Here is an 11,142-nt window from a genome sequence, read left to right on the forward strand (position 1 = left end):
CCCCCCCCCACCCCCCCCCCCCCCCCCCCCCCCCCCCCCCCCCCCCCCCCCCCCCCCCCCCCCCCCCCCCCCCCCCCCCCCCCCCCCCCCCCCCCCCCCGGGCCCGGCTGACCAGGCTGGGCATCGAGACCAACGGGGAGTTCTGCCGGAGCTTCCTCAAGACCCGATATGCGCACGCGGCGGGCACCGGCTGAGCGGCGGGGCGGGGCGGGCGACCAGGACCCGGAAGAGGTTGCGCAGCCGGTAGGTCCCGATCGCCGTGCGGAAAGGCCGGCACCGTTCCAGGACGGCGGCCCGCACGGCGTCGGGGCCCACCCGCCGTGCCACCGCGCGGCCGAGACCGGACCCGAGGAGCGGGCCGACCAGCGCGTCGTCGCCGGCGTAGTCGAAGGGGCAGACCACCTCGTCGAACCGCTCGACCACCAGGCCGGCCCGCTCGGCGAGCGCCCGCACGTCGACCGCGGGAGCCGGTGGTCGCCGTCCCAGCCACGGGGCGAGCGCCTCGCCGAACACCCGCACGTCGCACTCCTCCTCGGCACCCCAGGTGGTGACGGCGACGACCGCGCCGGCCCGCCCGGCCGCGGCGAGCACCGCGACCGGGTCGGCGACGTGCGCGAGCAGCTGCACCGCGGCGACGACGTCGAACGGGCCGGCCGGCGGGGCCGCCGCGTCGCCGACGAGGAACGTGCCCCCGGGCACCTCGGCCGCGGCGGCCCGCACCGCCGACGGGTCGGCGTCGACGCCGGTCACCACCGCGCCGCGGTCGGCCGCCGCGCGGGCGAACAGCCCGGGGCCGCAGCCGAGGTCGAGCAGCGTGGTGCCGCGGCCGACACCGGTCGCGTCCAGCACGGCCGCGTGCAGGGGCGCGCCCCAGCCGCGCGGACCCTCGCTCACGTCCCCGAACCTAAGGCGGTCTGACCGTGCTGGAGAAGGACGCGGCGGTCCGGGCGACCCGCCGGCGCCGGCTGGCGCTGTTCGGGCCGGCCTTCGTCGCGGCGATGGCCTACGTCGACCCCGGCAACTTCGCGACCAACGTCTCGGCCGGCGCGCAGTACGGCTACCTGCTGCTGTGGGTGATCGTCTCGGCCAACCTCATGGCGATGCTCGTGCAGAGCTTGTCGGCCAAGCTCGGGCTGGCGACCGGGCTGAGCCTGCCGCAGAACTGCCGCAAGCGGTACCGCCGGCCGGTGGTGCTCGGCCTGTGGGTGCAGGCGGAGCTGGTGGCCATGGCCACCGACCTCGCCGAGGTGATGGGCGGCGCGATCGCGTTGCACCTGCTCTTCGGGCTGGACCTGTTCACCGGCGGCGTCCTCACCGGGGCGGTCGCGTTCCTCCTGCTCGCGCTGCAGACCCGCGGCGACCGCCGCTACATCGGCGCGGTGACGGTGTTCTTCGCCGTCATCCTGGTCGCGTTCCTCCTGCTGGTGCTGCGGGTGGACATCGACCCGGCGTCGGTCGCCGGCGGCCTGGTGCCGCGCTTCGACGGGGTGGCGAGCCTGGTGCTGGCCACCGGCATCCTCGGTGCCACCGTCATGCCGCACGCGATCTACCTGCACTCGGCCCTCGTCCCGAGCACCACGACGGCGACGACGGTCGGCCAGCGGCGCCGGGCGCTGCGGGCGCAGCGGATGGACGTCACCGCGGCGATGAGCCTGGCCGGGCTGGTCAACGCCTCGATGCTGATCGTGGCGGCCGCGCTGTTCGCGGGCTCGTCGATGGCGGGGACCGACACGCTCGAGGGCGCGCACGCCGGCTTCGGCAGCGCCCTCGACGGCTCGGCGGCGCTGCTGTTCGCGCTGGCGCTGCTCGCCTCGGGGTTCGCCTCCACCAGCGTGGGCACCTACGCCGGCCAGGTGATCATGGAGGGGTTCCTGGAGCGGCGGATCCCGCTGTTCCTCCGCCGGGCGCTGACCATCTTCCCCGCGCTGGCGATCCTGGCGCTGGGCGTCGAGCCCACGTGGGCGCTGGTGGTCTCGCAGGTGGTGCTGTCCTTCGGCATCCCGTTCGCGCTGGTGCCGCTGCTGCTGCTGACCCGCCGCCGCGACGTGATGGGCGAGCTGGTCAACCAGCGCCGCACGACGGTGGCCGCCGCCGTCGTCGCGACCGTGATCATCGCGCTCAACGCGGTGCTGCTGTTCCTGCTCTTCTCGTGACGGCCCAGTGCAGGGGACGGCGCAGGTGGCCGGGCAGGCGGGTGCTCGCGTCACCGCGGGCCGAGTCCAGCTGCGCCTGGGTGAGGAACAGCGCGCCGGTGAGGTCGGTGCCGCGCAGGTCCGCCCCGCGCAGGTCGGCGCCGACGAGATCGGCCGCGCGGAGGTCGGCGTCGCGCAGGTCGGCGCCGATCAGGTAGGCGCCGCGCAGGTCGGCGCCCCGCAGGTCGGCCCGGCGCAGCCGCCGCCCCATCAGGTCGGCGCCGCGGTGCTCGCGCCCGCGCAGCCCTGCCCGGGCCAGCTCGCTCGTCCGGAGCAGCAGCTCGCCCACCCCGGCCCGGACGGCGCCGACGTCGCAGCGCTCGAGCTCCTCGGCGCTGCCGCGGGTGAGCGCGTCCACTTCCTCGTAGGCGGCACGCAGTTCCACGTGCAACGTCCGCGCCGCGTCGAGCACGAGCGCCTCGGCGAGGAGGGCCAGCAGCTCGTGCAGCTGCCGCACGACGGCGAAGACGGCGAACACCTGCCGCGCCGTCCCGGGGTCGGTGCGCCAGTCCCGGCCGCCGAAGGTGAGCTGGGTGACCTTCTGCCCGGCGCCCTGGCAGTCGAAGACGGTGCAGCCGGCGAAGCCGCGCTCGCGCAGCTGCGCGTGGATGCCGCAGCGGAAGTCCGCGCCCAGGTTCGGGCACGGCGAGCCGGCGGGCTTGTCCAGGGCGAAGTCGGCCGACCGCGCGAACGGCAGCGCGACGCAGCACAGCCCCGCGCAGGCGCTGCAGTCGGCGCGCAGGTCGGAGGCGGTCACGCCTCCAGTGTCACCCTCCCCGTGATCAGCCCAGCCCGCGCAGCCATCCCGCCAGGGCGCGGCCGATGGCGTGCGGCGAGTCCTCGGGCACGAAGTGCGACCCCGGCACGGTCACCTCCGTCACCGCCGGCCACTTGCGGACGACGTTCCGCGGCCGCCCCACCAGGAGGAAGCCGGGTTCGGCGTTGAGGAACAGCTTCGGGACGTCGCTGGTGCGCAGCCACTGCCCGTACCGGGAGACGACGTCGCGGACCCGCGGCGGCACATTCTCGATCGGGATCTGCCGCGGCCACTCGAGCGTGGGCCAGCGGTCCTCCCGCGACCGGAACGGCGCCCGGTACCGCTCGTGCGCCTCGGCCGAGAGCCCGCGCGCCACCGAGGCCGGCAGGATCCGCTCGACGAAGACGTTCTCGTCGAGCACCTTGCGCTCGCCGTCGGGCCCGCGCATCGCCTGGAAGATCCGCCGTCCGCCCTCGGGCCAGTCGGCCCAGACGATCGGCGTGACGATCGCCTCGGTGAACGCGATCCCGCGCACGCGATCCGGGTGGCGGGCCGCCCAGTCGAACCCCAGCGCCGAGCCCCAGTCGTGCAGCACGAAGGTGATCCGGCCGGTGGGCACCACGGCGTCCAGCCAGGCCTCGAGGTACGCGGCGTGCGTGGCGAAGGAGTAGGTGCCCGGGCCGGGGTCGGGCAGCTTGGCCGACTCCCCCATCCCGATCAGGTCGGGCGCCAGGCAGCGGCCGAGGCCCTGCACGTGCGGGATCACGTTGCGCCACAGGTAGGACGACGTCGGGTTGCCGTGCAGGAAGACGACGGGCTGCCCCTCACCCACCTCGACGTAGGCCATCTCGGCGTCCCGCACCGCCACGCGCGAGCGCTCGAACGGGTCCTCGGGGGAGACGTCGTCGTCAGCCATGGTCGCGATCCTCTCCTGCACGGCTGCCTCGGGCGCGGCGGAGGTGCCGGCGGCGGCCTCGATGCGGGCCCGGCGCCGCTGGCGCAGGTACCGGAGCAGGACTTCCTTCTCGCCCATGCCGGCCGGCCCGGCGCATGCTGCGGAAAGCTGCTTGACCCTGACGTCGCGTCAGGCCGCAGCCTCGGTCCCGTCAACGGAGGGAGGACCCGGTGAACGTGGGCGAGGTCGCCGCGCTGGCCGGCGTGACGGTGCGGACGCTGCACCACTACGACCGGATCGGCCTGCTCTCGCCGTCGGAGCGGACCGCGGCGGGCTACCGCCGCTACACGCCGTCCGACCTGGACCGGCTGCACCAGGTGCTGGTCTACCGCGAGCTCGGGTTCCCCCTCGAGGAGATCGCGACCCTGCTGGACGACCCGGCCGCCGATCCCGTGGCGCACCTGCGCCGGCAGCTCGCGCTGCTCCGGGACCGGCTGGCGCGCACCCAGCAGATGGTCGCGGCCGTGGAGAAGGAGATGGAGGCACGCACGATGGGGATCTCCCTGACCCCCGAGGAGCGGTTCGAGGTGTTCGGCGAGCAGGACCCCGCCCAGTACGAGGAGGAGGTCCAGGAGCGCTGGGGCGAGACCGACGCGTACAAGGAGTCGCAGCGCCGCACGAAGTCGTACACCAAGGACGACTGGCTGCGGATCAAGGAGGAGGGCGCCGACGTCGAGCGGCGCTTCGCCGAGGCCATGCGGTCCGGCGTCCCGGCCGACTCGGAGCAGGCGATGGACGTCGCCGAGGCGCACCGGCAGCAGATCAGCCGGTGGTTCTACGACTGCCCGCCCGAGATGCACGCCGGCCTGGGCCGCATGTACGTCGAGGACGAGCGGTTCACCGCCCACTACGAGCAGGTCGCGCCGGGTCTGGCGCAGTACGTGAGCACCGCCGTCCAGGCCAACGCCGCCCGCCAGGGCTGATCCGGAGTGGATCCGGGCGGGTCACCCGCACGGATCCACTCCGCTCAGACGCGGATCAGCAGCTCGCCGTGGGTCATCGAGAGCCAGCCGTCGTCGGCGTCGCGCCAGCGCCGCCACGCGTCGGCGATCGCGTCCAGCTCGTCCGGCGTGGCCAGCCCGTAGGCCACGGCCTGCTCGGCGAACGCCGAGGCGGTGGCGCGGCCGGCCCAGGAGTTCCCCCACCACTCGCGCTCGGCGGGTGAGGCGTAGCACCAGGCCGACGTCGTGGCCGTGACGTCGCGCAGGCCGGCGGCGTGCGCCCAGGCCAGCAGCCGCCGGCCGGCGTCGGGCTCGGCGTCGTTGCGGCGCGCCACCCGGTGGTAGAGGTCCAGCCACCGGTCGAGGCCGGCGTCGTCGGGCCACCACACGAAGGTCGCGTAGTCCACGTCCCGGACGGCGAGGAGCCCGCCCGGCCGGCACACCCGCGCCATCTCGCGCAGCGCCGCCACCGGGTCGGTGAGGTGCTGCAGCACCTGGTGGGCGTGGACGACGTCGAACGAGCCGTCGGCCGCGTCGAGGGCGTAGACGTCGCCGACCGCGAAGGTCACGTCCACGTCGCGGGAGGCCGCGAGCGACCGCGCCTCCGCCAGCGGGTCCGGCGAGACGTCGAGCCCGACGACGCGACCGGGCGCCACGCGTACGGCCAGGTCGACGGTGATCGTGCCCGGGCCGCAGCCGACGTCGAGCACGTCGACTCCCGCGCGCAGGTGCGGCGCCAGGTACGCCGCCGAGTTCTCCACCGTCCGCCAGCGGTGCGACTGCAGCACCGCGTCGGCGTGCCCGTGCGTGTAGGTGTCCACGACCTCAGCCTGCCGGATGCAGTCCACACAGTGAAACTGCGATCTCACGGTTCGGGACGACTCACGCGCGACGGCCCCCCGCGACCAGCGGCGCCTGACGCTGGTAGAGCTGCTGCTCGACCACGTCGACCAGGAAGGCGGCCAGGTCGGCGCGGCGGATGCCGGTCCCGCGCGGCGAGCGGTGGGCGTCGTGCGCCACCGTCCCGGTCGCTTCGCCGTCGAGCAGGCGGGGTGGGCGCACGAGCGTCCAGTCGCGGTCGCTGGCCGCCCAGGCGGCGTACTCCGCCGGCTTGTCGGCCACCACGGGTCCACCCAGCCGCTGGATCAGGAACGAGATCAGGCGGTGCGGCAGGGTCTTGCGGTCCCCCGGGACGTCGATACCGGCACCCGACACGCCCACGAAGCGGGACACCCCGGCCTCCTGCATCACCGGAATCAGGACCGCGGCGGTGTCCCGGTGCAGGGTGGCGTCCTTCGCCCTCGGACCGAGCGCGGACACGACGGCGTCGGCGCCCGCGACCAGCTCCTCCAGCGCGGCGCGATCGCGGCTGTCGCCGGGCACGACGCGCACCGCGCCGTCCGCCACGTCGACCGCGGCCGGGTCGCGGGCCAGCACGGCCACGTCGTGGCCGCGGCGGAGCAGCTCGGAGACGACGGCGCGACCGGTGCGGCCGGTCGCGCCGAGGACGGCGACCTTCATGGCGTACCTCCTGGACCGGGTACGGCGGCGGGCGCCGCCGGGTCGGCGGGCGGACGGCGGAGCGCGAAGGCCTCCCGCCGGAGCGTGTCGCGGACCGCCGTCGGCTCGTTGCCCGTGACCTGCCGGACCGTGTCGGTGAGGCCGGCCGCCAGACCGAGGCGGGCGGTCGTGTAGATCGCGGCCGTGACCGCCGCCAGACCGGGCGACATGCCCAGCACCCGCCGGGCGTGCCACAGGTAGCGGGGGATCGACGGCCGCGAGTAGGTGATCCGGCGGCCCAGGACCTCCCCCATGATCGCCGCCACCTCGTCGTAGGTGAGCGCCTCGGGCCCGGTCACCGTCCAGGCCCGCGCCCGGTGGAGGGACGGCTCCGTCAGCGCGACAGCGGCGACCGCGGCGACGTCGTGCGTGTCGACGAAGGCGGTGCGCCCACCACCCGCCGGCACGACGATCCGGTCGCGGTCGCGGACGTCGACGGCGTGCGTCGTCGTCAGGTTCTGCGTGAAGAACGACGGCCGCACGAAGGTCCAGCCCATGCCCGAGGAGCGCAGCCAGGCCTCCACCGTCGCGTGCGGTACGACGCGCAGCCGCTCGGCACCCTGCAGCGAGAGGAAGACGACGTGCCGCACCCCCGCCTCCCGGGCCGCCGCCACGGCCGGGAGCACGTCGCGACGGACGTTGCCGAGCGCCGGAGGGCGGACCAGGAACATCGTCGTGATGCCGCGGAAGGCGCCGTCCCAGGTGGCGGGATCGGTGAAGTCGAAGGACACCCGCTCCGCGTCCGCACCTCGCGCGCCGCCCTCGCGGTCGGCGCACCGGACCGCCACCCCCGCGGCCAGCAACCGCTGCACGAGCGGACGCCCGACGTTGCCGGAGGATCCGGTCACGAGGACTGCGGGCATGTATGTACGATACATACATCAGGGACGAGGTGGCCACCGTGGCGAGCAGGGAGGACCTGGCGCGGGTGGACCGCGCCCTGCTGAGCCTGCGCCGGGCGTGGGACGCGCCGGCCGGCGTACGGCACGAGGGCCGCACGGTGGAGGGGTCCACCCTGCTCGTGTGCCTCGCCCTCGCCGAGCACGGGTCGGGCCGGGCGGGGGTGCTGGAGGTGGCCGACTTCCTCGGCGTCACGCACTCGACGGCCAGCCGGCTGGTCTCGAGGGCGGTCGACGCGGGCATGGTCGCGCGCGATCGCTCGCCGTCCGATCCGCGGCGCGCCGCCCTGTCGCTGACCGACGGGGGCCGGCGCCTCGTCCTCGCGTCGGACGAGTTCCGCACCGCCCGGCTCGGCACCCTGCTGGCGGACTGGACGGCCGGTGACGTCGCCGCCCTCGCCGACCTGCTGAGCCGGTTCGCCACGGCGATGACGGCGTCCCCACCCTCGGACGCCGCGGGGCGGCCCTAGCTCTCCTCGGCGAGCACCCGCTCGGCGACCATCGCGGCCCGCGCGCGGTCCGCGCGCACCAGCCCGATGCGGGTCCGGCGGTCCAGTAGGTCGGCGACGGTCCGCGCGCCTTCCGCCCGGACGGCGAAGCGCAGCTCCCCCACCGTCTCCGGCCGGCCCTCGACCACCGGCTCGCCGCCCAGCGCCTCGACCACCGGCGCCTCGGTGCCGTACCGCTCGACCAGCCGCCGCGGAGCCGCCACCCGCGCGAGCGCCGGCCGGGGCGCCGCGCCCACCAGCCGCAGCCGGGCGGTGACCGACCGCGGCGTCCCGCGCCCGAGCCGGGCCACGACCTGGTCGACGGTCTGCTCGGCCATCGCCCGGTAGGTGGTCAGCTTGCCGCCCACGACGGTGAGGACCGCTCCGTCCCACGACAGCAGGTGCTTGCGGGAGAGGTCGGCGGTGGCGTCGCCGGGGCCCGTCCCCTCCGACGCCGGCAGCACGAGCGGCCGCAGCCCGGCGTAGGCGCCCACCACGTCCGCGCGCTCCAGCGGGTCGGCCAGCACCTGGTTGACGGTGCCCAGCAGCTGCGCGACCTCGGCGTCGGAGGGTTTCGGGTCCTCGTCGCCCGGCGGGCCGGCCACGGGCTCGTCGGTGATGCCCAGGTAGACCAGCCCGCGCGCCTGCGGCAGCGCGAAGACGTACCGGGAGCGCGAGCCGGGCAGCGGCACGGTCAGCGCCGCGGACGGCGACCCCAGCCGCGCCGCCGGGACGACGAGGTGCGACCCCCGCGAGGGCACCAGCCGCACGCCCGGCGCCAGCTGCTGCGCCCACACGCCGGCCGCGTTGACCACCGCGCCGGCCCGGACCGTCGCCGTCCTCCCGCCGGGCAGGGCGACGTGCACGTCGGCGCCGTCCACCCCGGTGACCGCGGCGCCGGTGAGCACGTGCGCGCCGTGCGCGGCCGCCGTCCGGGCCAGGGCGACCACCAGCCGGGCGTCGTCGGCGAGCTGGCCGTCCCAGAAGACGACCCCGCCGCGCCCGCGGCGCACCCCGGGCGCCAGCCGCGCCACGGTGGCCGGCCGGACCCGGCGCGTCGGGGGCAGCGAGCCCCGCCCGCCGGGCACCGAGGAGCGGATCGCGTCGGCGGCCAGACCCCCCAGCCCGGCCAGCGCGCTGACCGAGCGCCCGGCGACGTCGGGCACCAGGAACGGCAGCGGCCGGACCAGGTGCGGCGCGGTCGTGCCCATGAGCACCGCGCGCTCCCGGGCGCTCTCGCGGGCCAGGCCGAGCTCGCCGTGGGCGAGGTAGCGCAGCCCGCCGTGCACCAGCTTCGAGGACCAGCGGCTGGTGCCCGCCGCGAGGTCGGCGCGCTCGAGCAGGGCCACCGACAGCCCGCGGGCCGCCGCGTCCAGCGCCACCCCGGCACCGGTCACGCCGCCGCCGACGACCACCACGTCGACCCGCCCGCCGGCGACGGCCTCGAGGTCACGGGCCCGGCGGGCAGGGCTCAGGGCACCGGGCAGCACTCGGCAGACTGTAGCGATGCCCGAGCAGCCGGAACTGACCATCCAGGGGTGGGGGCCTCCCGCCGCGCCCCCCGCCGACCTGGAGGAGACGCTGCCCAAGGGGGCCCGCCGCTTCCTCACCCGCGAGCTCGGGTGGACGCCGCGGTCGACGCCCCCGGTGCCGGTGGACGAGGTCACGCTGGCGCCGTCCCGGCTGCCCGAGGCGGAGCTCGCCACGCTCACCGGGCTGCTCGGCGAGGGCAACGTGCGCACCGACCGCGAGACGCGGCTTCGGCACGCCGGCGGCAAGAGCTACCTCGACCTGGTCCGGCGGCGCAGCGGCGACGCGTCCGACGCCCCCGACGCCGTCGTCACCCCCGGCAGCACCGAGGAGACCGCCGCGCTGCTGGCCGTGTGCAGCCGGCACCAGGTGGTCGTCGTGCCGTTCGGCGGCGGCACCAGCGTGGTCGGCGGCCTGGCCGGCACGGACCCCGACGACCGCCCCTGCGTCTCGGTCGACCTCTCCCGGATGGCCGGCGTGGTGTCGGTCGACGTCCCGTCGTCGCTGGTGACCGCGGGCCCGGGCCTGCGCGGGCCGGCGCTGGAGGAGGCGCTGGCCCCGCACGGCCTGACGCTGGCCCACCTGCCGCAGAGCTTCGAGTTCGCCACTCTCGGCGGGTACGCCGCCACCCGCTCGGCCGGGCAGCAGTCGACCGGCATCGGCCGGTTCGACGACCTGGTCGCCGGGCTGACGCTGGCGACGCCGACCGGCGTGCTCCGGCTGGGGCACCCGCCGGCCACCGCCGCCGGGCCCGACCTGCTCGGGCTGGCCGTCGGCTCGGAGGGGACGCTCGGGATCATCACCGAGCTGACCCTGCGGGTCCGCCCGAAGCCGCGGACGGCGCACTACGAGGGCTGGTCGTTCCGCTCCTGGGCCGCCGGACTGGCCGCGCTGCAGCGGCTGGCCCGGCACGACCTGCTGCCCGACGTCGTCCGCCTCTCCGACGCCGACGAGACGCGGGCCAACCTGCTCATGGCGTCCGGCGCCGGGGCGCGGGCGCTGCGCGGCTCGCTCAGGGCCCGCGGCCGCGGCGACGGCTGCCTGCTGGTCGTCGGCTGGGAGGGGCTGCCGTCGATCGTCAAGGCGCGGATGCGCGCGGCCGCCTCGGCGCTCAAGGACGACGGTGCGGTGCGGCTGGGCAAGCGGGTCGGCGGGTCGTGGAAGGCGCACCGGTTCGACGGCCCGTACCTGCGCGACCGGCTGATGGACGGCGGCCTGCTGGTGGAGACGCTGGAGACGGCGGCCACGTGGACGGCGCTGCCGGCGGTGTACGACGCCGTCCGGGCCGCGCTGCGGGCGTCGCTGGCGCGGGACGGGGCGCGGCCGCTGGTGATGACGCACCTCTCGCACGGCTACCCGACCGGCGGCTCGCTGTACTTCACGGTGCTCGCCGACCGCGACGACGCGCTGCCGATCCAGCAGTGGCTCACCGCCAAGCGCGCGGCGACCGACGCCCTGGTGGCCGCGGGCGGCACGCTCACCCACCACCACGCCGTCGGCGCCGACCACCGGCCGTGGCTGGAGCGGGAGGTCGGGCCGCTGGGCGTCGAGGTGCTGCGCGCGGTCAAGCAGCGCCTCGACCCGGCCGGCATCTGCAACCCCGGCGTGCTCCTCCCCGAATGACGCGGAGTCCCACGGCGCGGAAACGCCGCCGTGGGACTCCGCACGGGGTGCCCGGGATCAGGGGGCGGGTCCTCAGAGGGTGTTGGGTAACTGATCCAGCGCCGTGGGTGATGGCGCGAGTTGATCGCCGACGACGTCGGTGTGGCATCACCGGGCTGGGCTGGGGGCGGTGAGGGTCCGGGTGGCATGTGTGTGTG

At 76.3% G+C, this 11,142-nt stretch carries 11 protein-coding genes; 4 read left to right on the top strand and 7 right to left on the bottom strand.

The window, feature by feature from the left end; all coding sequences use genetic code 11:
* Positions 1 to 156: 156 nt before the first annotated feature.
* On the bottom strand, positions 157 to 894 hold the full coding sequence (locus tag ACI797_RS27540; RefSeq protein ID WP_456863975.1) for a class I SAM-dependent methyltransferase: 738 nt from the start codon (positions 892 to 894) through the stop codon (positions 157 to 159).
* Positions 895 to 920: 26 nt separating this feature from the next.
* Between ACI797_RS27540 and ACI797_RS27545 the strand changes: the two genes are divergently transcribed.
* Complete coding sequence (locus ACI797_RS27545; protein WP_456540557.1) at positions 921 to 2,153, top strand: Nramp family divalent metal transporter; 1,233 nt, start codon at positions 921 to 923, stop codon at positions 2,151 to 2,153.
* Here the strand turns inward: ACI797_RS27545 and ACI797_RS27550 are convergent.
* Positions 2,119 to 2,949 carry a pentapeptide repeat-containing protein gene (locus tag ACI797_RS27550; protein WP_456863978.1) on the bottom strand — a complete coding sequence of 277 codons (831 nt, stop codon included), beginning with the start codon at positions 2,947 to 2,949 and terminating at the stop codon, positions 2,119 to 2,121. The two genes, ACI797_RS27545 and ACI797_RS27550, sit on opposite strands and share 35 nt — an antisense overlap.
* 25 nt (positions 2,950 to 2,974) lie before the next feature.
* Positions 2,975 to 3,982 carry a haloalkane dehalogenase gene (locus tag ACI797_RS27555; protein WP_456863981.1) on the bottom strand — a complete coding sequence of 336 codons (1,008 nt, stop codon included), beginning with the start codon at positions 3,980 to 3,982 and terminating at the stop codon, positions 2,975 to 2,977.
* Between the two features lie 92 nt (positions 3,983 to 4,074).
* Between ACI797_RS27555 and ACI797_RS27560 the strand changes: the two genes are divergently transcribed.
* Positions 4,075 to 4,827: a MerR family transcriptional regulator gene (locus tag ACI797_RS27560; RefSeq protein WP_456863984.1), complete on the top strand. Its 753-nt coding sequence runs from the start codon at positions 4,075 to 4,077 to the stop codon at positions 4,825 to 4,827.
* Positions 4,828 to 4,871: 44 nt separating this feature from the next.
* Here ACI797_RS27560 and ACI797_RS27565 read toward each other — a convergent pair whose 3' ends face one another.
* The 3 genes from ACI797_RS27565 to ACI797_RS27575 all read right to left on the bottom strand — a co-directional run bounded on the left by ACI797_RS27565 (position 4,872) and on the right by ACI797_RS27575 (position 7,268).
* Positions 4,872 to 5,666 (bottom strand): methyltransferase domain-containing protein, encoded by a 795-nt coding sequence (locus ACI797_RS27565; RefSeq protein ID WP_456863986.1) that lies wholly within the window; start codon positions 5,664 to 5,666, stop codon positions 4,872 to 4,874.
* A gap of 61 nt (positions 5,667 to 5,727) precedes the next feature.
* Positions 5,728 to 6,366: an NAD(P)-dependent oxidoreductase gene (locus tag ACI797_RS27570; RefSeq protein WP_456863988.1), complete on the bottom strand. Its 639-nt coding sequence runs from the start codon at positions 6,364 to 6,366 to the stop codon at positions 5,728 to 5,730.
* Complete coding sequence (locus ACI797_RS27575; RefSeq protein WP_456863991.1) at positions 6,363 to 7,268, bottom strand: NmrA family NAD(P)-binding protein; 906 nt, start codon at positions 7,266 to 7,268, stop codon at positions 6,363 to 6,365. The genes ACI797_RS27570 and ACI797_RS27575 overlap by 4 nt, the downstream gene beginning before the upstream one ends.
* Before the next feature lie 38 nt (positions 7,269 to 7,306).
* Here ACI797_RS27575 and ACI797_RS27580 point away from each other — a divergent pair, with 38 nt between their 5' ends.
* A complete protein-coding gene (locus ACI797_RS27580; RefSeq protein WP_456863994.1) occupies positions 7,307 to 7,774 on the top strand; it encodes a MarR family winged helix-turn-helix transcriptional regulator in 468 nt (155 codons plus the stop codon).
* On the opposite strand, the gene ACI797_RS27585 is transcribed toward ACI797_RS27580, so the two are convergent.
* Positions 7,771 to 9,282 carry a glycerol-3-phosphate dehydrogenase/oxidase gene (locus ACI797_RS27585; RefSeq protein WP_456863997.1) on the bottom strand — a complete coding sequence of 504 codons (1,512 nt, stop codon included), beginning with the start codon at positions 9,280 to 9,282 and terminating at the stop codon, positions 7,771 to 7,773. The genes ACI797_RS27580 and ACI797_RS27585 overlap by 4 nt on opposite strands.
* Before the next feature lie 16 nt (positions 9,283 to 9,298).
* On the opposite strand from ACI797_RS27585, the gene ACI797_RS27590 reads away from it, so the two are divergent.
* Positions 9,299 to 10,945 (top strand): FAD-binding oxidoreductase, encoded by a 1,647-nt coding sequence (locus ACI797_RS27590; RefSeq protein ID WP_456864000.1) that lies wholly within the window; start codon positions 9,299 to 9,301, stop codon positions 10,943 to 10,945.
* Positions 10,946 to 11,142 lie beyond the last annotated feature (197 nt).

This window comes from Geodermatophilus sp. SYSU D00691, assembly GCF_054050275.1.

Bases quoted from the DNA above. Each gene is read 5' to 3' on its own strand.
- ACI797_RS27555 (WP_456863981.1), bottom strand. From the start codon at position 3,982: ATGGGCGAGAAGGAAGTCCTGCTCCGGTACCTGCGCCAGCGGCGCCGG.
- ACI797_RS27570 (WP_456863988.1), bottom strand. From the start codon at position 6,366: ATGAAGGTCGCCGTCCTCGGCGCGACCGGCCGCACCGGTCGCGCCGTC.
- ACI797_RS27575 (WP_456863991.1), bottom strand. From the start codon at position 7,268: ATGCCCGCAGTCCTCGTGACCGGATCCTCCGGCAACGTCGGGCGTCCG.
- ACI797_RS27590 (WP_456864000.1), top strand. From the start codon at position 9,299: ATGCCCGAGCAGCCGGAACTGACCATCCAGGGGTGGGGGCCTCCCGCC.